At 64.2% G+C, this 21,008-nt stretch carries 17 protein-coding genes; 5 read left to right on the top strand and 12 right to left on the bottom strand.

What is annotated here, in order from left to right:
• Positions 1–77: 77 nt before the first annotated feature.
• Positions 78–1,391 carry an MFS transporter gene (locus WH265_RS10255; RefSeq protein WP_339558200.1) on the bottom strand — a complete coding sequence of 438 codons (1,314 nt, stop codon included), beginning with the start codon at positions 1,389–1,391 and terminating at the stop codon, positions 78–80.
• Between the two features lie 125 nt (positions 1,392–1,516).
• Between WH265_RS10255 and WH265_RS10250 the strand changes: the two genes are divergently transcribed.
• Together WH265_RS10250 and WH265_RS10245 are read left to right on the top strand one after the other, a co-directional pair.
• Complete coding sequence (locus WH265_RS10250) at positions 1,517–2,428, top strand: AraC family transcriptional regulator (RefSeq protein WP_339558199.1); 912 nt, start codon at positions 1,517–1,519, stop codon at positions 2,426–2,428.
• A gap of 55 nt (positions 2,429–2,483) precedes the next feature.
• Positions 2,484–3,098: a flavin reductase family protein gene (locus tag WH265_RS10245; protein ID WP_182344297.1), complete on the top strand. Its 615-nt coding sequence runs from the start codon at positions 2,484–2,486 to the stop codon at positions 3,096–3,098.
• A 15-nt stretch (positions 3,099–3,113) separates the two neighbouring features.
• Here the strand turns inward: WH265_RS10245 and WH265_RS10240 are convergent, their stop codons facing one another.
• The 4 genes from WH265_RS10240 to WH265_RS10225 form a co-directional block, all read right to left on the bottom strand.
• Positions 3,114–3,743, bottom strand: a complete 630-nt coding sequence (locus WH265_RS10240) for a hypothetical protein (protein ID WP_021027155.1) — start codon at positions 3,741–3,743, stop codon at positions 3,114–3,116.
• Positions 3,744–3,888: 145 nt separating this feature from the next.
• A complete protein-coding gene (locus WH265_RS10235) occupies positions 3,889–6,867 on the bottom strand; it encodes a beta strand repeat-containing protein (protein ID WP_339558198.1) in 2,979 nt (992 codons plus the stop codon).
• A 118-nt stretch (positions 6,868–6,985) separates the two neighbouring features.
• Positions 6,986–8,362 carry a CsgG/HfaB family protein gene (locus tag WH265_RS10230; RefSeq protein ID WP_339558197.1) on the bottom strand — a complete coding sequence of 459 codons (1,377 nt, stop codon included), beginning with the start codon at positions 8,360–8,362 and terminating at the stop codon, positions 6,986–6,988.
• A gap of 19 nt (positions 8,363–8,381) precedes the next feature.
• Positions 8,382–8,957, bottom strand: coding sequence for a hypothetical protein (locus WH265_RS10225; RefSeq protein WP_021027158.1), 576 nt, complete (start codon positions 8,955–8,957; stop codon positions 8,382–8,384).
• 368 nt (positions 8,958–9,325) lie between these two features.
• Here WH265_RS10225 and WH265_RS10220 point away from each other — a divergent pair, with 368 nt between their 5' ends.
• The 3 genes from WH265_RS10220 to WH265_RS10210 all read left to right on the top strand — a co-directional run bounded on the left by WH265_RS10220 (position 9,326) and on the right by WH265_RS10210 (position 13,666).
• Positions 9,326–9,979, top strand: a complete 654-nt coding sequence (locus tag WH265_RS10220; protein WP_021027159.1) for a response regulator transcription factor — start codon at positions 9,326–9,328, stop codon at positions 9,977–9,979.
• A gap of 85 nt (positions 9,980–10,064) precedes the next feature.
• Positions 10,065–11,573, top strand: coding sequence for an ABC transporter substrate-binding protein (locus WH265_RS10215; protein ID WP_339558196.1), 1,509 nt, complete (start codon positions 10,065–10,067; stop codon positions 11,571–11,573).
• A gap of 17 nt (positions 11,574–11,590) precedes the next feature.
• Positions 11,591–13,666, top strand: coding sequence for an ATP-binding response regulator (locus tag WH265_RS10210; protein ID WP_312987195.1), 2,076 nt, complete (start codon positions 11,591–11,593; stop codon positions 13,664–13,666).
• A gap of 75 nt (positions 13,667–13,741) precedes the next feature.
• On the opposite strand, the gene WH265_RS10205 is transcribed toward WH265_RS10210, so the two are convergent.
• From WH265_RS10205 to mnmG, 7 genes are all read right to left on the bottom strand, one after another.
• Positions 13,742–14,782: a peptidoglycan-binding protein gene (locus WH265_RS10205; protein WP_021027161.1), complete on the bottom strand. Its 1,041-nt coding sequence runs from the start codon at positions 14,780–14,782 to the stop codon at positions 13,742–13,744.
• Between the two features lie 209 nt (positions 14,783–14,991).
• Positions 14,992–15,909 (bottom strand): ParB/RepB/Spo0J family partition protein, encoded by a 918-nt coding sequence (locus WH265_RS10200; protein ID WP_021027162.1) that lies wholly within the window; start codon positions 15,907–15,909, stop codon positions 14,992–14,994.
• A 3-nt stretch (positions 15,910–15,912) separates the two neighbouring features.
• Positions 15,913–16,476: an RBBP9/YdeN family alpha/beta hydrolase gene (locus tag WH265_RS10195; protein WP_339558195.1), complete on the bottom strand. Its 564-nt coding sequence runs from the start codon at positions 16,474–16,476 to the stop codon at positions 15,913–15,915.
• 175 nt (positions 16,477–16,651) lie between these two features.
• A complete protein-coding gene (locus WH265_RS10190) occupies positions 16,652–17,425 on the bottom strand; it encodes a ParA family protein (RefSeq protein WP_021027164.1) in 774 nt (257 codons plus the stop codon).
• 22 nt (positions 17,426–17,447) lie between these two features.
• Positions 17,448–18,062 carry a LysE family translocator gene (locus WH265_RS10185; RefSeq protein ID WP_021027165.1) on the bottom strand — a complete coding sequence of 205 codons (615 nt, stop codon included), beginning with the start codon at positions 18,060–18,062 and terminating at the stop codon, positions 17,448–17,450.
• A 158-nt stretch (positions 18,063–18,220) separates the two neighbouring features.
• The gene (gene rsmG / locus WH265_RS10180) at positions 18,221–18,877 is read right to left on the bottom strand and encodes a 16S rRNA (guanine(527)-N(7))-methyltransferase RsmG (RefSeq protein ID WP_339558194.1); all 657 of its coding nucleotides are present in this window, start codon (positions 18,875–18,877) and stop codon (positions 18,221–18,223) included.
• The gene (mnmG, locus tag WH265_RS10175) at positions 18,874–20,853 is read right to left on the bottom strand and encodes a tRNA uridine-5-carboxymethylaminomethyl(34) synthesis enzyme MnmG (protein WP_339516960.1); all 1,980 of its coding nucleotides are present in this window, start codon (positions 20,851–20,853) and stop codon (positions 18,874–18,876) included. Before mnmG ends, rsmG begins: the two co-directional genes overlap by 4 nt.
• Positions 20,854–21,008 lie beyond the last annotated feature (155 nt).

The raw sequence follows: 21,008 nt of genomic DNA, 5'->3' as shown, positions 1-21,008 counted from the left end.
ACCAAGCGGTTGCGCGGGCCTTTTTACGCCTTGTGGCGGGTTTTCTGCGGGTGCCCAGAGGTAGGGCAGCCTCTTGCTCAGGCAGGCACCACAGCGGCCTTTTCCTTTTGCTTGCGCGCGGCAACCCCGGCGCCGACAAAGCCGGCCGACACCACGCTCAGCACCATGCCCACGGCCGCACCAAAGAACACACCGGCGTTCATGTGGTGGTCCAGCATGTAGCCAAACACCGGGGCTGCCAGGCAAAAGCCCAGGTCCAGCCCCGAGTAGACGGTGCCATAGACCCGGCCGGTGGCGCCCGGCGGCGCGGCGCGCTTGACCAGCATGTCGCGCGAGGGGCCGGCCAGGCCGGTGCCGATACCGGCAAGCGCCGCCACACCCAAGGCCACATAGCCGGGCAACCAGCCGGTGCCCACCAGCGCCAGCAGCACACCGGAGAACAGCAGGCAGGCGGAGATGACTTTCTCCAGCCGCTCCACCCGGCCCACCAGAAAGCCGCCCAGCACCATACCGGCGGCGCCAAACAGCATATAGCCGGTGACCACATAGGCGGTGATGCTGGCCGGCAGCCCGTAGAGCTGCTGCAGCGCCGGGCTGGAGAACGACTGGATGGCGCTCATCGCGCAGGTGGTCCAGAAAAAGAACGAGAAGCACAGCCAGACCGAGGGCAGCTTCAGGAAGGCCATCGGGTGCTCCTGCTTGCCGGCCGCCGCCGCCGCCGCCGCCTTGGCAGGGGCCGCGCCAGGCAGGCTGACACGGTCATCGAGCGCATCGCGGTTGATGACCATGATGGCCAGGATGATGGCCGCCAGCGCGGCGCCGCACAGGCAGGCCATGCGCCAGGAGCCGGTGGCCGAGGTGATGCCAGCCATGAACACCGGCGCCGCCGCCCAGCCCAGGTTGCCCGAGAGCCCATGCACCGAGAAGCCATGGCCCAGGCGCTGCGGCGAGAGGCGCTTGTTGAGGATGGTGAAATCCACCGGGTGGAAGGGTGCGTTGCCCAGGCCAGCAAAGATGGCGGCCAGCATCAGCTGCGCATAGCTGTTGGCCGTGCCGGCAATGACACCGGCCACCGCAAAGCTGCTGAGCGCGGCAAACATGATGGGGCGGGCGCCAAAGCGGTCGACCACAAAGCCGGCCAGCGCCTGGCCCACGCCCGAGACGATGAAAAAGGCCGACACCAGCACGCTGAGCTCGGAGTAGCTGAAGCCGAAGTCCGCGATCAGCCAGGGAAACAGCGGCGGCAGCAGCAGGTGGAAGAAGTGCGAGGAGCCATGGGCCAGGCCCACCAGGCCGATGGTGCGTGAATCCTGCCGCAGGCTGCCCAACGCTTTCGGGTCGGGTGCGCCAGGGTCCGGTGCGGCAGTCGATGTTGTTGTGCTGGTTGTCATGGCAGCGATGTTAGCCAAAGCCCTGTCGGCATGTATGCGACAGAGAGACGATTACTATCGCCAATGTGCCAAGCTGCTGCACCTGGCCCTGCCCCATCACCACCACCGCCAACCGCCCTGCTGCCATGACTTCTGCCCGGACTGCCCCACCGCCCCACGCGGCACGCGCTGCCGCCAGCAGCGAGGCTGCCAGCGCCCGCCGTGCCTGGCAGTATGTCGACTCGCTCACCCCGCACCTGTTTGTGCCCACCGCCGAGCGGCCGGTGCGCGCCAAGCTGCGCGAGCTCAGTGGCGACACCCGCGTGCTGCCCCACCAGCATGCCTGGGCGCAGCTGGCCATCTCGGTCACCGGCACCGTGCACCTGCGCGTGCCATCGGCCACCTTTGTGGTGCCGCCCCGGCGCGCGCTCTGGATTCCGCCCGGTGTCGAGCATGCGGTGACCCTGGTGGAGACGGCGGAGCTGCGCACCCTCTACATCTACCAGGCCGAGGGCCAGTGCGGCCCGGGCCAGGGCGACAGCGCTGCCAACCTCTGGCGGCGCTGCCGCGTGCTGGAGGTCTCCGAGCTGATGCGCGCGCTTGTCTGCGATCTGCCCACCCTGCCCGACGATGCACCCGCGCCCAGCGCCGCGCAACTGGCGCGCGAGCGCCATGTCAGCGCGCTGCTGCTCGATGAGCTGCGCCAGGCGACCCAGCTCGATCTGCGGGTGGACATGCCGCGCGACAAGCGCCTGCACAGCCTGTGCCAGGCCGTCCTGGACGACCCGCTGGCCCATGACAGCCTGCAGGCCTTTGCCCACAACAGCGGCGCCAGCCCACGCACCATTGCGCGCCTGTTCCGCCAGGAGCTGGGCTGCACCTACCTGCAGTGGCGCCAGCAGGTCATTCTGGCCAAGGCGGTGGAGCTGGGTGCCAGCGGCCTGGCCATTGGCCAGATAGCTGCCGAGCTGGGCTATACGCCCAGCGCCTTCAGCGCCATGGTGCAGCGTGCCTGCGGCCTATCACCGGTGCGTTTTCTGGGCATGCAGACCCGCTAGAAATCTGCGCAATCTGCCGCCGTCTACCGCTTTCCCACTCAGTCATTGCCCCACCATGCCCCTGCACAGCTACGAACCCCGCCAAGGCCACCGCCTGCCCCATGACCCCTTCAATGCCATCGTCGGCCCGCGCCCGATTGGCTGGATCTCCAGCACCAGCAGCAGCGGCGTGCTGAACCTGGCGCCCTACAGCTTTTTCAACGCCTTCAACTATGTGCCACCCATCGTCGGCTTTGCCAGCGTGGGGCGCAAGGACAGCCTGAACAACATCGAGGCGACGGGCGAGTTTGTCTGGAACCTGGCGAGCGAATCGCTGGCCGAGGCGATGAACCAGAGCTGCGCGGCCGTGGGCCCCGAAGTCAATGAATTCGAGCTGGCCGGCCTGGCCACCGAGCCCTCGACACTGGTGCGCCCGCCGCGCGTGCAGGCCAGCCTGGTGACGATGGAATGCCGCTGCACCCAGATCGTGCAGCTGCAGACCGCGCAAGGCACGCAGGTGCCCACCTGGCTGGTGCTGGGCGAGGTGGTGATGGTGCATATCGACGAGCAGCTGCTGCAAGGCGGCGTGTACCAGACGGCAGCGGGCAAGCCGCTGCTACGCGGCGGCGGGCCAGGCGACTATTTCACGATCAGCGAGGCGGGCAAGTTCGTGATGCGCCGGCCCGCGTGATGCCGCGCGGCATCGTCAATCGCAGCGCATGCCGGTGGCTGCGGCAAAGCTGCCCAGCGACCAGCCCTGCCCCAGCAGAAACATGCGGGTGCTGAGCGGATCGAGCCGCTCGGGCGCCATGCGCTCGCCCAGGTAGTGCATTTTCTTGTTGTGGATATCGACATAGCCCAGGCGGTGGCTGGCAGCGAGCTTGTGCCACAGCGCATGCGCGCCCGGTGACTGGCGCGCGCCTGTGACCAGGCACAGGCCTGCATCGAGCGCCCAGCGGTAGATGCAAGAGGCCAGGCCCTTGCGCTGGTAGGCGGGGTCAAAGCGGCTGTGCGGGCCGCGTATGTAGCGGTCGGCGCGCTTGTCCAGCTCGATCAGGCGGTTGAAGACGGTAAAGCCCGCAATGCGGTGCTCCAGCTGGTCTTCGACATAGACATAGAACTCGCCATCGGCGCTGCGGTAGCGGATGGCAAAACGGGGGTCGGACAAAGGGATCTCGGGCAGGCCATGGAGCCGGTCGCCGGGGGTGTGGATGCGATCGTGGATGGAGGCGCATTCGCCTTCGAGTTGATGGGGTGGAATCGGGCTCACATCGATGCGCAACTCCACCGGCCGGTACAGCCAGGATGCCCAGAAGGGGGGTATCGCGAGGTTCATACCAAAACTCCTGCAGTTGAAAACCCGGCAGGTTAGCCCCGGCAGCATTTCGCACGCAAAGGGTGCGATATGCCCCGCTGCTGGCAGACACAAAAAAGCCCGCCTGGGGAGCCAGGCGGGCTGTCAAAGTGCAAGGCCTTACGGCTTATTGCACACCCAATGTCATCGACGAGGTGGCACGGTTGCCAATCGCCACAGCAGACGAGCGGTTGCCCGATACGTTGATGCCGCTGGTGCTTGCCGTGCCCGAAGCGTTGAAGCTGCCGTTCACCGCCGCCGTCACATTGCCGCTGTTGACCTGGTTGGAGGTCAGCACCGCACTGGCCATTTGCTGACCAGGCAGAGCAGACACATTCACCACGTTTTCGGCATTGTTGCCGACAGCGGTAGCGCTGACGGTGTTGCCACTCAGGTTGAGCGAACCACCCCGGGTGAAGGCGTCGGCGTTCAGGGATGCCGTAGCCACCACATTGCCACCGTTATTTTGCTCATTGAGCAAGACAACTCCCGTACCGCTATTCAGTGCCGTACCCGCACTCACCCGCACGCTGTTGAGCGAGGTATTGCCCGCAGCCACGGCCAGCACCTGGTTGCCCGAGCTGCTGATGTTGCCATCAAGGCGGTTTGCGGCGCTGCCCTGCATCTGCAAGCTGGCAGTGGAGTTGACCGCCCCGGTGTTGCCCTGCACATTACCCAGCACCGCGAGCTGGTCGCTGGCCATGGTGCCTGCCGTGATATTCAGCTGGTTGTTGGCCACATTGGCGCGGGCGAGGCTGCTGGCCTGGTTGCCGGTGATCGTGGTGTTACCGCTGGGATCGCTGGCTTGGCTGCTGCCGCTGAGAATTTGCATCTCGGTGGTCGCCGTGGTGTTGCCCGCCGACAGCTGCAGGTTGCCCAGCAGGTTGGGTTGGGCAGTGTTCGCACTCAGGGTGCTCGTCGCACTGATATCCAGCGCATTGGTGGCCTGGTTCTGGCTTGCATTGGAACTGAATTTGTTGTCGCTCACCACCAGTTCATGGCCACCAGAACGCGTGGTGACCGGTGTCAATGTGCTCGTACCATCAACACCCAGGTTGACCTTAGTCAATGCCTGCGCATTGCCAGATTGCACTGCCTGCACATTGATCAGATAGGCGGCCGAGTTGCCATCGATGCGGCTGCCCGAGAGAGCGACCTGGTTGTCCACCTGGTTGATGGTCGCATCCGAACCACCTTGGTTGCCGGAGACCGTGAGATTGCCGCCAGAAGCCGCCGCCGAACGCAGACCGATCAGCATGGGATCCGGGTTGGGCGCAGGACTGGTGCTGGCACTGCCAGCGACGGTTGCGTTCACATCGCCAGCCACATGGCCTTGCACGCTGAAGATAACGGCACCCGAATCCGACACGCCATTGGTCGCATTGACGCGAGCCAGGTTATCGGCCTTTTGGCTAGCAGCCGTGGCGCTGAACTGGTTACCGCTGACCACCAGCGCCGCATTGCTGGCGCTGTCGGTGTTGGCTCCCACCACACTGGAGCGGGCATTGGCCTGCACATCGCCAGCCAAATGGAACTGCGTATTGCTGACCGTGGCGACCGATTGCGTCACCGCATTGTCGGCACCAAGCAGGGCGTCGTTGCTTACGGAAGCTGCCGTCGCCTCAGCGCTCAGCTGGTTGCCGCTCACCGTCAAGCTGCCGCCCGACAGGCTGGTCGAGCTGCTCCCGATGCCCAGGGCACTGGCATTAGCCGATACCGCGCCACCTGCGTGCGTTTGCGTGTTGCTGGTGCTGGCCAGGCTGCCGCTGATGTCGCTGGCACCGGCACGGGTCTGGTTGCTGGCGCTCGATCCCTGGGCCTGGGCATCTACCCGGTTGGCGCTCACCGTCAGCGCGTCGTTGGTACTGTCCTCGGTCTGCACACCCAGATGGCTCGTCACCTGGGCGTTGGCACTCACCGAGCCGCCAATGGTCTGGGTGTTGCTGGTCTCCAGTTGCGCACCCGTGATGGCGCCTGTAGCAGCAATGGCAGTGCGGTTGCTTCCGCTATTGCCGTTGGCCTGCGCACCTACATCGTTGCCGCTGACGCTGTAGCGATTGTTCGCAGAACCTGGCTTCTGGTTGTCAATGCCCAGGGTGGTCACAGTGCTGCTGGCATCGATGAGGCCCGTGGAGGTCTGGGTTGCGCTGTTGGTCAAACCCGTGACTCCAGTCTGCACCACATCGCCAGCTGCATTGATCTGCAGCACGCTGGTTTGCTGGTTGCCACCGGCAGCGGCTTGCACGCTGTTGCTGCTGACGCCCAATTGGCTGTCGGTCACCGCCAGAGCAGGGGTACCCAGCACACGGATGCCGACCAGGTTCACATTGCTATCCGCAGTCACATTTCCGGCAGCTTGCTGGTTCACCGTGCTGCTGGTGTCGGCCCCGATGTTCACGCTGCTGGCGTCCACCCGGATACCGGCCTGGGTGGCGTTGGCTTGGGCGCTGCTGTCCACCTGATTACCTGCAACACTCAGGCTCAGATTGTTCATGGCGTTACCGCCGGTCTGGTTCAGGCGAATACCGACACGCGTCAAGTCGGTTAAGGCGGAGATCGGTGCATTGGCCGCAACCTCCTGAGTGACGGAGGTCGTTGTGGCTGAGTTCACATCCACCGCTGTGCCGGTGATCAACATGGTACCCACCGACGTGCTGCCAATGGCCTCAGAGCTGGCCTGGTTGCCACTCACACTGGCGCTATCGCCGTCGTGGTTGCCTTGCACGTTATTGGCATTGATGCCAATGTTGGTGCTCGTGGTACCGCTGACCACGCCAGTGACCTGCTGAACAACGGTCACCGTAGGCTGCGCCAGTGGCTGGGTGTTGATGGTCAGGGCAGCCTGCGCACCGTTAGCGATCTCATGCTCATTGCCGATGGCCTGCGCAGTGATGGGCGCAACGGTCACCACACCGCTGCCGGGAAAACTATTGATCTGCCCACTGGTGATATTGGGGGCAGTGACTGTGCCATTGCTGACCTGGTCTACATTCACCACCGTGGTTTGCGCCAGCGCCACACCAGAGGTGGCAGCGATCAGCGCAGCCGCAGCGGCCAGCGGAGCCAGGCGTGCCCGGCGAAGAAAGGTTGGGTGCTTGTGGGACATGACTGTCTCCTAGTCGTACAGGGAGAAAAACTAGACGTGATTTGGGTGTTTTATGCTCTTAGTGCCCGTCTATAAAGCGCTATAAGCTATGAAATTGGTAGCTTTGGAACGATGCCGGTCAAGGCTTGACCTGCAGCCGCGCCAGCAGGCGGTAGCCCGCGCCGTAGCGGTGCACCGTGGTGTCGCCGGGCGTGGGGCGCCACAGCACCTGCACCTGGCCAGGCGGGATGCCGTGCTGGGCCAGTTCAGCGCGCAGCGCCTGCAGGCGCTCGTCGGTCAGCGCATCGCGGCGGGCGGGGTTTTGGTCGTTCTCGTTCTCGCGTGCCAGCAGCGCCATGCGCACGCCCTGGCCGGCGCGCAGGCGCGTCGCCACGGTCTCTGCGGCGGTGGCCGATTGCTGCGCGATACGGGTGTTGTTCTCTTCAAATACCACGTCCAGCGAGGTCATCGCGGCCTTGGTTTTTTCGGGCATCGGCTCGTTGGCTGCAGCGACAGGAGCAGCTGACGGTACAGGCGCAGGGACCGGTGCTGCAGGTTCGGCGGGAGCAGGCGTTGGCGGTACGGCAGCGGGCTCGCCTGCTGCCGTCTTGGCGCCTTCCATGCAAGGGCCGGCTGGGGTCTGCGTCACCGTGCTGATCAGCTCGAGCACGCCCTGCTCCAAGGTGGTACGCACGCCCAGTTGCACGGGCTCCAGGTCCTTGCTGCCGGCGTTGATGTCAAACAGGTTGCTGCCAAAGAAGCGGAAGATACCCGCACCAATCTCGCGGCCCACGATCTGCTTTTGCAGGCTGACGGCACGCACCACGCGCAAGGTCTTGGTCTCGACGATGCGCAGGTCGGCGCCCACGTTCATCGTGAAGACGCGGTAGCGCGGGCCGATCTGGTTGACCTGGGCTTCGATGCCGCCGGACTGGATGTTGTAGTTCACCTCGGTGAGGCCACCGATGATGTAGTAGTCCGAGCGCAGGATGGAGCCGCCGTAGTACGGCAGCCAGGGCACCGCACGCTGGCCCTTTTCATCGGCTAGCGCATGCTGGTTGCCATCGCCCAGCTGGCGCCGGTCGGTGTAGGCCAGCTCCAGCTCGGCCACGCGGGTGTCAAAGCGCTCGCGCACATCGATGGCGCCGCCGAGCTTGCCCAGCGCCGAATAGACCATCAGCGATCCGCCCTGGGTGACGACATTGCCATCGCCCTGGGAGTACTTGCCGGTGTAGTCCTTGATGTCGCCCACGGCAATCGACAGCGGGGCGCGGCCATTGCGCTGCTCGACGATGCGGTGCGACAGGCAGGCAAAGCTGTTGTCCAGCGGGGTGCCGTTGTGGCGCGGGCCGGGGCCTTGCATCACGGGCGCTTCGTCATCGGCCATACGTACCTGCTGGTAGGTGGGCAGCGCGCAGCCGCTCAGCAGCAAGGTGGCGGCCAGGGCCGACAGGGTCATCGTGCGGCGGGGCAGCGGGCCGCGCGCGGACAGGGGGGAAAGGTTCAGGGCGTGCATGGTATCCTCCGTCCGCGCTTTAGTTGATGGCACCGCTGGCGCCGAACTGGCAGGCCGAGCTGCCGCTCACGTTGGTGCTTTGGTTGCCGCTGTTGTTTTGCGCGACCTGCATGTCCTGCTGGCCATGGGCGTTTTCGCTGTTGATCGGCGCCATCGTGGTCGTCGATGGGCTGCCCTGCACGCCACTGCTGATGGCGCCGCTGTTGCTCTGGTTGTTGTTGGCCACGCCACCACGGCCCAGGTTGTCGCTGCTTTCGCTGGCGCTGCCGGTGCTCGATGCGCTGTTGCCTGCCGATGCATTGGTCTGCGGAGAGGCGACCTGGTTGGCCTGGTCGGCCGAGCTGCTGTTGCCGGCGGCGGTGGGCTGGAAGTTGCAGTTCACCTGGCGCTCGATATTGGTGATGTAGGTGCTTTTGAAGGCGTCGTAGTAGCCGCCTTTTTTCTTTTCGACCAGGTCATTGACGAGAGCCCGATTGGCCCGGTCGGCGCTGGTCTGGAACTGCCAGGGCACCGATTCGCCGAGCCAGCCTTGTGCGTGGCTGGAAGCGGCTGCCGTCAGCAGGGCTGCGGCGAGGTAGATGGCGCTGTGTTTCATGTCGTCCTCACAGTTGGGTGTTGTGCTGTTCATGGGCAAAACAGATGGAGCGACGACAGGCATCCCATGGCGGCCAGCCATCGCATGGAAGGCATGTTCGGCTGGCGGTAAGTAATTGTAAATAGACCAGATGTACTAGCCTAGAGACCGTTTTGCGGCGCAAGCACTCTGAAAAACAGAGCCTTGAATTTCAAATAAATCCATAAAAATCATTGGACTTTTTGCAATGAATGCGGATACTTCGAAACTATCAAAGCGGCGGTGAGGCGCACTAGTTCATATGGACTATTGGTTGCTTCGGTAAATAGATGTAAGGTACGGGCCATGAAGAACTGCGCCCCCTATGCCGCAAGAAGGAGCCTGCGGATATGACACTGCCCCTGCCATCGGTCATGCTGGTGGATGACCATCCCCTCTTCCGCCAGGGCCTGCGCATGATGCTGCTGAGCAGCAACATGCTGCAGGCCGATATCCACGAAGCGGGTTCGGTCACCGATGCGGTGGCGCAGGAGCACTGGGTCAACCTGGTCATGCTCGACATCAGCATGCCCGGCTGCGATGGGCTCGAAGGCATTGGCCAGATCCGCAAACGCTGGCCTGGCGCCTATGTGGTGATGCTCTCGGGCCATGACCACCCCGAGCTGATGCGCGATGCGGTGCGCCAGGGCGCCTCGGGCTTTATCTCCAAGGCGCTGGAGCCCGAGGCCATCTGCGCGCAGGTGCAGCACTGGTTGCTGCGCAGCCTGGGCATGGAGCACAACATCCACAAGGCCAGCGGCCGCAGCCTGGAGCCCGCTGCCAAGCCCAGCGCCGAGGTGCTGCCGCTGCGCCAGTACGAGGTGCTCAAGATGCTGGCCAAGGGCTTTAGCAACAAGGCCATTGCCAAGCATTTCGGGCTGAGCGAACATACGATCCGCAACCAGGTGGCGTCCATCCTCAAGCACCTGGGGGCCGATACCCGTACCCAGGCGGTGCTGGTGGCGCAGCGCAACGGTATCCTGCCCGCCACGGCCATCAAATAAAAAGCTGTTGCTGTCGCCGCCCAAGCGCCAGCGCCATGCCACCTGCCGGCCCAATGCCAGGCAGGTGCACAACGAGGAAGCCATGATGGACACAGGCCCCCAAGACAAGCCCCAGTGGATGCGCTGGGCATTGGCCGTTTTGCTGCTCTGCTGCCTGGTGGGCCTGGCCCCCGCCAAGGCCGCGTCCGAGCGCCTGCGCATCGGCATACCGCTGGAGCCCGCCTCGTTCGACATCACCAGCACGTCGGCGGCCACCGCCAGCGAGATCACCTACGCCAATGTGTTCGAGGGCCTGACCATCATCGACGGGCAAGGCCAGATCAAGCCGCGCCTGGCGCAGAGCTGGACCGTGAGCCAGGACGGCAAGCAGGTCGATATGGTGCTGCGCCGCCAAGTGCGCTACCACGATGGCAAGCCCTTCAATGCCGCCACGGCTGCCTTCAGCCTGCAGCGTCTGCTGCAGATGAAGAACACCAATGCCTACCTCGAATGGTTCGACAAGCTCGTCTCCGTCGAGGCCGTGGACGAGTACCTGCTGCGCATCCGCCTGAGCGAGCCCGACGCACTGCTCAGCTATGCGCTGGCCATGCCCGGCGCGGTGATGGTGCACCCCGACAGCGCCGCGAGCAATGCCAGCGCGCCGGTGGGCACCGGCCCCTACCAGGTCGAAAAATGGACCAAGGGCAAATCGATCACCTTGCTGCGCAACGAGCAGTGGTGGGACAGCAAGAAGCCCGCCATCCGCATGGCCGATTTCCTCTTCATGTCGAGCGCAGCGGAGACCGAGAACATGCTGGCCGAAGGCCGCATCGATGCGCTCAGCTCGGTCACGCGGCTGACGGCCTCGTTCATGGCGCGCACCGACTATGTGATGGGCCAGCGCGGGGTGGAAGGCAAGCTGCTGATCGCGATGAACAATGCGCGCGCGCCGCTGAACGATATCCGCGTGCGGCGCGCCATCAACCATGCGCTCGACCGCAGCCGCTACCAGGACATCTATGGCGGCTCCATCGAGGTGCTGCCCATTGGCAGCCACTTCTCGCCCCACCACCGGGCCTATGTCGACCTGGTACAGCGCTACCCCTACGACCCGGCCCAGGCCAAGGCCCTGCTCGCCCAGGCCCAGGTGGCCCCGGGCACCAGCCTGCGCCTGGCCGTGCCGCCCACCGACTACGGGCGCTACGGCAGCCTGATCGTGGCCGCACAGCTCGAAGCCATTGGCCTGCTGGTCGAGATCATCCGCATGGACTGGCCCACCTGGCTGGACCAGGTGATGAAGCGCAAGGACTATGACCTGAGCCTGATCATGCATGTGGAGCCGATGGACATCGGCATCTATGCGCGCGATGACTACTACTTCCAGTACAACAACCGCGTGTTCAAGAAGATCTGGGAAAAGCTGCGCGCCTCCGCATCGCCCCAGGAGCTCGATGACTGGCTGGGCCAGGCGCAAAGGCAGCTGGCCGAAGATGCGGTCAACGCCTTTATCGTCGTGCGGCCCGAGCGCAACTTCATGCGCAAGGGCCTGGTGGGCATGTGGTCCCAGTGCCCGATCCCGACCTTTGCGCTGGAAGACCTGCGCTGGCAGAACTGAGAGCGATGGCAGACCCTATGGCAAACAGCCCATCACCACCAGCAGCGCCTGCCGCGCAGGCCGCACCGGACAAGCGCAGCTTTCCGATGTCGGTGACCTCGCGCATCTTGCTGATGCTGGTGATTCTGGCCGTGGGCATTGCCGTGGTGTTTGCCTTGACCTTGCAGGGCCTGCGCCGCACCAACCAGGCCCTGCAGCAGCTGTCCAGCGTGGAGATGGAGCAGCTCATTGCCAGCACGCGCGTGATGCAGCAAAGCGAGATGATCGGCAGCTATGCGCGCCTGGTCGCCATCACCAATGACATCGGCGAGCGGCGGCTGAACATGGTGGAGCTGACCGACCGCATGGGCTGGCTCGACAAGCTGCTCGGCGAGATGACGCAGACGCGGCTCGATGGCGCGATCGACCCGCTGATGCAGTCCAAGCGCAATGCGCTCAACGCCAATGTGCAGCAGCTGAGCCAGGCGATCTTTCAGCCCGCGCAGCATGGCCTCGATGACCGCGCCGTCTTCCACCTGGTGGCAGAGAACCAGATGCTGGCCACCGACATGTCCTTGCTGGCCAGCCGCGCTGCGGCCGACCTGCGGCGCCAGCTCAATGAACGCAGCGTGCAGCTCTCGCGCGATGTGGCCGCGCAGCAGACCAACCTGAACTGGCTGGTGGCTGTGCTGATCCTGTGCGTGGCGATGGCGGGCATCTACATGCATGCCTCGGTCTCGCGCCGCCTGGTGGCGCTGCGCCGCGAGGTCAGCAATGACGAGTTTGGCGGCATCTACGCCGTGCCCCAGCAGTGGGGCGACGAGATCGACCAGCTGGGCCGGGCCATTGCGTCGTACAAGAAACACCTGAGCGACCATGCCCGCTCGGCCCAGAACGCGGTGCGGGCCAAGAACCGCTTTCTGGCCGGCGCCAGCCATGACCTGCGCCAGCCGGTGCAGGCGCTCAACCTGTTTCTGGAGACCTTGCGCGGCTCGGGCCTCAACAGCCAGCAGGCGGTGGTGCTCGAGCACGCGCGCGCTGCGCTGTCGGCCAGCCGCGAGATGCTCGACACCCTGATGGATTACTCGCGCATCGAGGCCGGGGTGCTGGACCCCAAGTTCCAGCCGGTGGCCATTGCCGGCTTCTTGCGCCGGCTGGAGAAGGAGTTTGGCCCGCAGGCCGATGCTAAGAACCTGGTCTTCCGCGTGCGCGACAGCGAAGACTGGATCTACACCGACCAATCGCTGCTCTTTATGCTGCTGCGCAACCTGGTGTCCAACGCGCTGCGCTACACCGACCACGGTGGCGTGCTGCTGGGGGTGCGCAAACGCGGCCTGCAGCGCGTGATCGAGGTCTGGGATACCGGCGTGGGCATCGATGACGAACACCACGACCTGATCTTTCAGAAGTTCCGCCAGGTGGCCGAAGACCAGCACATGGGCACCAAGGGCCTGGGGCTGGGTCTGGCGATCGTGCGCGAGCTGGCCGATATCCTGAATGTGAAGGTCGCGCTGTCATCGATCCCGGGGCGCGGCAGCGTGTTCCGCGTCAGCCTGATGGCCGAGGCCGTGCCTGCCGGCGGCTATGGCCTGGTCACCGGCCTGTGGGAGCAGCCCGACGATGGCGACTACTCGTCGCTGCACGGCCTCAAGGTGCTGGTGGTCGATGACGAGCCACTGGTGCGCGTGGGGCTGGCCAGCATGCTCGAGCAATGGCATTGCCAGGTGATGAGCGCGGCCAATGTGGACCAGGTGCGGCGCCTGATCGACCACATGCAGGAGAGCAACAGCAAGCCCTTCGATGTGGTGCTGACCGACCTGCGCCTGTCGGCCACCGAGGACGGCAGCATGGTCGTCATGGCCGTGCGCGATGCCACGGCCGAGCATCTGCCCTGGCAGCAGATGCCGCCCCACTACGTGATCCTGACCGGCGACACGGCCCCCAAACGGCTGCAGATGGCCAACAGCCTGGGGGCGACCTTGATGCACAAGCCCATCGATCCGCGCCAGCTGCACAAGCTGCTGGCCCGGGAGCTGCAGCTGCGCTGCGATATCGAGGAGTTCATGGAAACCCAGCCGCCTGCCGATATCGACGAGGCCATCGACAGGGCATGAAAAAACCCGCCGGGGTGAGCGGCGGGTCATGCGACGGATCGGTGGCCTGGCGAGGCTGCGATCAACGCCGAAGGTTTATTCCGCCAGCTGGCGCATCGTGGCCTGGTCCAGGCGCCCCGTCACCGACAGGCCCTGGTCCTGCTGGAAGGAGCGCAGCGCGTTCTGCGTGCGTGGGCCGGAGGCGCCATCGGGGGTGCCCACATCGTAGCCCAGCTCGTTGAGGCGCTGCTGCGCTTGCTTCATGCTCAGGCGCACATTGGTCTTGGCGCCAGGTGCCGAGGTCTGGCTGGGCGCTGCGGCGCCATCCACACCCAGGCGACCGCCACCGCCCAGGCCCTGGCCCTTGACGGATTGCGCGCTGTAGTTGCGCAGCGCCTGCACCATCTGGTTGTAGGCATCGACGAAAGCGGCCGACACGACCTTGCCTTGCGAGGTGTTGGAGTAGCCACCCATGCCGGCACCGGCTGCGCCACCGAACAAGGTGCCAAAGCCACCCCAGTCGGTCTTGCTGGCGTTACCGGTCGACGAGGACACCTGCACGCCCGAGCGGTTGTCCACCAGGGTCAGCATGGCCGAGGCTTCACGGGTCTTGCTGCTGGCAGCCACACCAGCCACTGCGCTGCCACCACGGCCGCCCAGGATGCCGCCCAGCGCCGCGCCAAAGCCGCCGGCATTGTCTTCGCTGAAGGTCACCTCAGGCGTCAGGCCGTAGTCCGATGCGACGACCTGGCCCTTGCCGAAATTGCTGCCCTTGCGCATTTCGCCGTTGTCCATCATCGCGCGCTCGCGGTTCATCGCGTTCATGCCGGCAGCGCTGCGCTCCACCACCACAAAGCAGTTCGATTGCTGGATCAGCACGCGCAGCAGATTGGCGGTTGGTGGCAGGCGGTATTCGTTGCGCAAAATGGTGTACCAGCCCGCTTGCTGGTTCTCGACCAGGGACACGGTACCCACGGGCGAATCACATTTTTCGAGTTGGCTGTTTTCGCCCTGGCTGCTGCCCCCTGCTGCGCCACCGGTCACCATGTTGTTGGTGCCGCCGCCCAGCTTCATACCGGTGCTTTCGCAGCCTGCCAATGCCAAGACGGCCAGTGCCGCCAATGCTGCCTTTTTCATGTCGCTCTCCCGCAAATCATTCAGTTGTTCATTCAAAGCGAGCCCGGAATTCCTCCCAGGCTCGATTACTTCGATTTCGTATTTTTGCTTTGCGCTGCTGACACGGGAATCACCTGCTTCCAGGAACCTCGGCGGAGCGTTGTCTGCTCTTAAGCGAAGTTGTTAGTAAATGTCACCCAAATCACGACGTGCAGCACATGGCCGGTGCATTATCCACGTAATTTATCAATCAATCCATTCAGGGCATCCAGTGAACCAAACTGGATTACCAATTCCCCCATCTCTTCGAGTTTGCCGGCGCGTTTGACGCGCTTTTTCACGCGCACTTCCACTTCAGCCATCAACAGGTCCGACAGCTCTTCTTCGACGCGCTTCAAATCGCGCGATTTCGCTGGTTTGGCCTTGACCGGGGTTTCGCCCGAGAACTCGGCACTGACCTTTTTGACCAGGCTCTCGGCCTCGCGCACGCTCAGTTTGCGGGCATTGATCTGGTTGGCGGCGGTGATCTGCGCGGCGCGGTCCAGCGCCAGCAAGGCACGCGCGTGGCCCATGTCCAGATCCCCTGCCATCAGCATGGTTTGCACGGGTTCGGCCAGGTTCAGCAGGCGCAGCAGGTTGGACGCGGCCGAGCGCGAGCGGCCCACTGCCTGCGCGGCCTGCTCATGCGTCATCTGGAACTCGCCCACCAGGCGCGAGAGGCCCTGGGCCTCTTCCAGCGGGTTGAGGTCTTCGCGCTGGATGTTCTCGATCAGCGCCATCGCCGCAGCCGACTCGTCCGGCACATCACGGACCAGCACCGGCACCTCGGCCAGGCCGGCGATACGCGCGGCGCGAAAGCGCCGTTCGCCGGCAATGATTTCGTACTTGCCGGCGTGGTCGCCCGAGGCCAGTTTGCGCACCAGGATGGGCTGCATGATGCCCTGGGCCTTGATGCTTTCGGCCAGCTCGTACAGCGCGCCCTCGTCCATGCGCGTGCGCGGCTGGTAGACGCCGGGCACCATGTCATCGAGCCGCAACTGGTGGGGCAGCTGGCCCTTGTCGTCGCTGGCGGGCGCAGCGTCCTCGACCTTGGGGCCCAGCAGTGCTTCGAGGCCGCGTCCCAGACCCTTGGGTTTCTTGGTAACCATGTCTTAATTCACCTTTGTTGGTTCGGCCATCAGCTCGGCCAGCAGCGCCTGGCCCAGCGGCCAGTCGCCCAGCCCCGATTCGGCATTGATATGGCCGCAGGCGCCCTGGTCCACCCAGCGCGCGCCCCAGTGGCTGGCCAGCCACTGCGCGCGCTCGGCGCTGCAATAGGGGTCGTTTTGGCTGCCCACCAAGATGGTGGGAAAGGGCAGTTTTTGCAGCGCGATCGGCGACCAGCCAGGGATCTGTTCGGCCAGGTCGGCGCGCTCGACATCGCCCGGTGCCACCAGCAGCGCGCCGCGCACCTTGCTGGCCGCCTGGGGCGAATGCGCGGCCCACCAGGCCGTCAGAATGCAGCCCAGGCTGTGGGCGACCAGCACCACGGGCTGGGGCGCATCCAGCACCACATCCTGCAGGCGCGCCGTCCAGTCACCGCGTTTGGGGTGCATCCAGTCGTGCTGCTGCACGCGCTCATACCCCAGTTGCTGCTCCCACACCGTTTGCCAATGGCCTGGCCCGCTGTTTTTCCACCCTGGCAGCAGCTTGATGGACGAGGATTCAATGCTCATTTTTTAATAGCAAAAAAGCGCCACCATACTGCGCTGTTTCAAAGAAATGCAAACCCTTATTGTGCCCGAATGCTTGCCATACGCAACGCGGGCGCCTGCAGCGCGCAGGCCACCATGAAAAAGACCTCCGCATGCCAGGCAGCGGAGGTCGGTCGGGCAGCGGCGGGGCCGGCTGTCACTTCATGCGTTTGATGCGCTTGACCATCTCTTTGGCGAACTCGACAAAGGCCTTGCTGCCCTTGGCGGCCGGGTCGAACACGACGCCGGGCAGGCCGTAGCTGGGGGCTTCGGCCAGGCGCACATTGCGGGGAATCACGGTGTCGAACACCTTGTCGCCGAAATGCTCGCGCAGCTGGTCGCTCACCTGCTGCTGCAAGGTGATGCGCGGGTCGAACATGACCCGCAGCAGCCCGATGATCTCCAGATCGCGGTTCAGGTTGGCATGCACCTGCTTGATGGTGTTGACCAGGTCGGTCAGGCCTTCGAGCGCAAAGTACTCGCACTGCATCGGCACGATCACGCCATGGGCCGAGCACAGGCCGTTCAAGGTGAGCATGGAGAGACTTGGCGGGCAGTCGATGAGCACAAAGTCAAAGTCGGCGTCGCTCGCCTCCAGCGCAGCCTTGAGGCGCTTTTCACGGCGCTCGAGCTCGACCAGCTCGACCTCGGCGCCCGACAGCTCGCGGTTGGCGCCCAGCACCCAGTAGCCGCAGCGCTCGGAATGGACAGCCGCCTCCTTGATGGTGCTCGATTCGAGCAGCACGTCGTAGACCGAGGTCTCCAGCGCGCGCTTGTCGATGCCCGAGCCCATGGTGGCATTGCCCTGGGGATCCAGGTCAACCAGCAGCACACGCTGCTTGATCTTGGCCAGACCCGCAGCCAGATTGACTGCGGTGGTGGTCTTGCCGACGCCGCCTTTTTGGTTGGCGATACAGAAAATTTTTGCCATGAGAACTCGCTTGTCCACTAACTTATTTGGTCAGGGCCAGCTTAAGGCCAAAACCAATCAAAAACACACCCGCCGTTTTCTCCAGCCATTTGACCAGGGCCGGATTGGCGCGCAGGCGCTCGGCCAGCATCCTGGTGAGCAGCACCACGACCGTGCAATAGGCCAGGCTGATCACCGCAACGGTCGCTGCCATCACTGCAAAAGTGGGCAGGCCCCGGTGGGTGGCCGGATCAACAAACAGCGGGAAGAACGCCATGTAGAACACGATGGCCTTGGGATTCATCATGGTGATGAGAAAGCCTTGCCTGAAATAATGCCGGGGCGCAATCTTGATGACCGGCTGGTCGCCAGGTCGGGCTGTTATCAGCTTGTAGCCAATCCAGGCCAGGTAGGCCGCGCCCAGCCACTGCACCGCCTGAAAGGCTGCCGGGTACGCGCTCATCACCGCGGCCACGCCGGCAACGGCCAGCCACATCAGCACCTGGTCAGCGGCCATGCAGCCCGCGCATACGGCCAGACCAGCCTGGATGCCGCCCTTGCCCGTGGAGGTGATCAGCGCCAGGTTACCGGGCCCGGGAATCATCAAGAACAGGAGCACGGCGAAGACAAATGCACCATAGTCAGAAATGCCAAACATGTGCCGCCTCTGCGATGGAAACTTTGAGTGTAAACGACGGCCCTGCTTGCAAGCCAGCAAAAGCGCGTTGTTACCGGCGCAAGTGTCAGCAAAAAGCCCCGAAAAATCGGGGCTGGTAGATGGTCGAGGTGACGCGGCCTGCGATCCGCAATGCAGCGCTATGCCGCCTGCTGCCGCATCCAGACAAGGCAGCGCTCGGCATCGAGCCCGGGCACCTGAAGCGGCTCGATGTTCAGCACCTGCACCGAGGCGGGCAACAGCGCCAGCTCATCGTCAGGGCGCTTGGCCTTCATCGCCAGCCAGATGCCATCGGCCTTCAAGGTCTGGGCCGACCAAGCCGTGAAGTCTTGCAAGGCAGCAAAGGCACGGCAGCTGACCACGTCGTACTGCTGGCTCAGTTGCTCGACGCGCGACTGGATGCCATGCAGGTTGCGCAGGCGCAGCGCGGCAGCCGCCTGCTGGATAAAGGCGACTTTCTTGCCCACGGTATCCACGCAGCTCACATCCAGCTGCGGCAGGCAGATGGCAAACACCACAGCGGGCAGACCGCCACCCGAGCCGACATCGAGCAGCTTGGGCGCTGGCAGACCGGCCCCCTCCAGATGGCGCACCAGCGGCGGCACCGCCGCCAGGCTGTCGAGCAGATGGTGGGTCAGCATTTCCTGCGGGTCACGCACCGAGGTCAGGTTGTAGACCTTGTTCCACTTCTGCAGCAGATCCAGAAACGCCATCAACTGGGCAATTTGCTCATCGCTCAGCGACAGGCCCAGTTGTTGTACGCCGTCACGCAGTGGGGATTCCAATGGTGCGCTCATGCAGTCGTTACCTCTTGTGCAGTGCTGAAGCCTTTGAAGCCACCTTTTTTCAGGTGGACCATCAGCAAGGAAATGGCAGCGGGCGTGACACCGGAAATACGCGATGCCTGGCCCAGGGTTTCGGGGCGGTGGGTCTGCAGTTTCTGGCGCACCTCAAACGACAGTGCCGTTACCTGCATATAGTCCAGCTCGGCGGGCAGGCGCAGTTTCTCGTAATGGGCTGCGCGCTCCACTTCGTCCTTTTGGCGGTCGATATAGCCCGAGTACTTGGCACCGATCTCCACCTGCTCGACCACGGACTCGCTCAGTGCACCCAGTGTTTCACGTGAAACGTCGCTGGTTTGGTAGGCGCCTTCGTTCATGCTCATCAAGGTGGCGTAGTCCACGCCAGGGCGGCGCAGCAGATCGAACAGGTTGTACTCCCGCTCCATGGCCTTACCCAGTACACGTTCGGCCTCTTGCGCAGCGACGATGCGTGGGTTCACCCAGGTGGCCTTCAGGCGTTCTGTTTCACGTGAAACAGCATCGCGCTTGCGGCTGAAGGCATCCCAGCGTGCATCGTCAACCAGGCCCATCTTGCGCCCCTCTTCGGTCAGGCGCATGTCGGCATTGTCTTCACGCAGCTGCAGGCGGAACTCTGCCCGGCTGGTGAACATGCGGTAGGGCTCGGTCACCCCCTTGGTGATCAGGTCGTCGACCAGCACGCCCAGGTAGGCTTCATCGCGGCGCGGCGTCCAGGGGCCTTCGCCCCGGCATTGCAGTGCAGCGTTCAGGCCGGCAAACAGGCCTTGGGCTGCCGCTTCTTCGTAGCCGGTCGTGCCATTGATCTGGCCGGCAAAGAACAGGCCCTGGATCTGTTTGGTCTCAAAGCTGTTCTTCAAGGAGCGTGGGTCGAAGTAGTCGTACTCGATCGCATAGCCCGGGCGCAGGATGTGGGCGTTCTCCAGGCCCTTCATGCTGCGCACCAGTTCGTACTGCACATCGAACGGCAGGCTGGTCGAGATGCCGTTGGGATAGTACTCGTGGGTGGTCAGGCCTTCGGGCTCCAGAAAGATCTGGTGGCTTTCCTTGTCGGCAAAGCGGTTGATCTTGTCTTCCACGCTTGGGCAGTAGCGCGGCCCTACCCCTTCGATCTTGCCGGTGAACATCGGGCTGCGGTCAAAGCCGCTGCGGATGATCTCGTGCGTGCGCGCATTGGTGTGGGTGATGTAGCAAGGCATCTGCGCCGGGTGCATCTCTGCATTGCCCATGAAGCTGAACACCGGCAGCTGGCCTTCGTTGACGCCGCCGGGCATGCCGTCGCCAGGCTGGGTTTCGCACTGGCTGAAGTCGATCGAGCGGCCATCGATGCGCGGCGGGGTGCCGGTCTTCAGGCGCCCCTGGGGCAGCTTCAGCTCCTTCAGGCGCGCGGACAGGCTGACCGCTGGCGGATCGCCAGCACGGCCGGCGGCATAGTGGTTCAGGCCCACATGGATCTTGCCGTCCAAAAAGGTGCCTGCAGTCAGCACCACGGTGCGGCTGCGAAAACGGATACCCACCTGGGTGACGGCGCCCACCACGCGGTCGCCCTCGACCATCAGGTCATCGACCGCTTGCTGGAACAACCAGAGGTTGGGCTGGTTCTCCAAGGTCTCGCGGATCGCTGCCTTGTACAGGATGCGGTCGGCCTGGGCACGGGTGGCACGCACGGCCGGGCCCTTGGAGCTGTTGAGGATGCGGAACTGGATGCCACCCTTGTCGGTGGCCAGCGCCATGGCGCCGCCGAGCGCATCCACTTCCTTGACGAGATGGCCTTTGCCAATGCCGCCAATGCTGGGGTTGCAGCTCATCTGGCCCAGGGTTTCAATATTGTGGGTCAGCAGCAGCGTCTTGCTGCCCATGCGGGCAGCGGCCAGCGCTGCCTCGGTGCCGGCATGGCCGCCACCGACAACGATGACATCAAATTCTTGCGGATAGGTATAGGGGGTTTGGCTCATACGGCCTCGTTCCAGGGCTCGCAAGGCAGGCGCCTTGCAGTCAGCATGCCTTCTGCCGCCCTTTGGCAGAAATGGCAAATAGTCGGTTTTGCCCGCTATTTTAATGACTTGGGGGTTTACACGCGGTCAGCCGTGTTATTGCGCCGCAGCCACCT

Origin of the sequence: Comamonas sp. MYb396 (genome assembly GCF_037479555.1) — a bacterium.
Taxonomy (GTDB): Bacteria; Pseudomonadota; Gammaproteobacteria; order Burkholderiales; family Burkholderiaceae_C; genus Comamonas.
The sequence above is the reverse complement of the archived record's forward strand: the minus strand, read 5'-3'. Positions and strand labels throughout refer to the sequence as shown.

Excerpts from the sequence above, each read along its gene's own strand:
- WH265_RS10255 (WP_339558200.1), bottom strand. The coding sequence starts at position 1,391 with ATGACAACCAGCACAACAACATCGACTGCCGCACCGGACCCTGGCGCA.
- WH265_RS10250 (WP_339558199.1), top strand. The coding sequence starts at position 1,517 with ATGACTTCTGCCCGGACTGCCCCACCGCCCCACGCGGCACGCGCTGCC.
- WH265_RS10245 (WP_182344297.1), top strand. The coding sequence starts at position 2,484 with ATGCCCCTGCACAGCTACGAACCCCGCCAAGGCCACCGCCTGCCCCAT.
- WH265_RS10240 (WP_021027155.1), bottom strand. The coding sequence starts at position 3,743 with ATGAACCTCGCGATACCCCCCTTCTGGGCATCCTGGCTGTACCGGCCG.
- WH265_RS10235 (WP_339558198.1), bottom strand. The coding sequence starts at position 6,867 with ATGTCCCACAAGCACCCAACCTTTCTTCGCCGGGCACGCCTGGCTCCG.
- WH265_RS10230 (WP_339558197.1), bottom strand. The coding sequence starts at position 8,362 with ATGCACGCCCTGAACCTTTCCCCCCTGTCCGCGCGCGGCCCGCTGCCC.
- WH265_RS10225 (WP_021027158.1), bottom strand. The coding sequence starts at position 8,957 with ATGAAACACAGCGCCATCTACCTCGCCGCAGCCCTGCTGACGGCAGCC.
- WH265_RS10220 (WP_021027159.1), top strand. The coding sequence starts at position 9,326 with ATGACACTGCCCCTGCCATCGGTCATGCTGGTGGATGACCATCCCCTC.
- WH265_RS10215 (WP_339558196.1), top strand. The coding sequence starts at position 10,065 with ATGGACACAGGCCCCCAAGACAAGCCCCAGTGGATGCGCTGGGCATTG.
- WH265_RS10210 (WP_312987195.1), top strand. The coding sequence starts at position 11,591 with ATGGCAAACAGCCCATCACCACCAGCAGCGCCTGCCGCGCAGGCCGCA.
- WH265_RS10205 (WP_021027161.1), bottom strand. The coding sequence starts at position 14,782 with ATGAAAAAGGCAGCATTGGCGGCACTGGCCGTCTTGGCATTGGCAGGC.
- WH265_RS10200 (WP_021027162.1), bottom strand. The coding sequence starts at position 15,909 with ATGGTTACCAAGAAACCCAAGGGTCTGGGACGCGGCCTCGAAGCACTG.
- WH265_RS10195 (WP_339558195.1), bottom strand. The coding sequence starts at position 16,476 with ATGAGCATTGAATCCTCGTCCATCAAGCTGCTGCCAGGGTGGAAAAAC.
- WH265_RS10190 (WP_021027164.1), bottom strand. The coding sequence starts at position 17,425 with ATGGCAAAAATTTTCTGTATCGCCAACCAAAAAGGCGGCGTCGGCAAG.
- WH265_RS10185 (WP_021027165.1), bottom strand. The coding sequence starts at position 18,062 with ATGTTTGGCATTTCTGACTATGGTGCATTTGTCTTCGCCGTGCTCCTG.
- rsmG (WP_339558194.1), bottom strand. The coding sequence starts at position 18,877 with ATGAGCGCACCATTGGAATCCCCACTGCGTGACGGCGTACAACAACTG.
- mnmG (WP_339516960.1), bottom strand. The coding sequence starts at position 20,853 with ATGAGCCAAACCCCCTATACCTATCCGCAAGAATTTGATGTCATCGTT.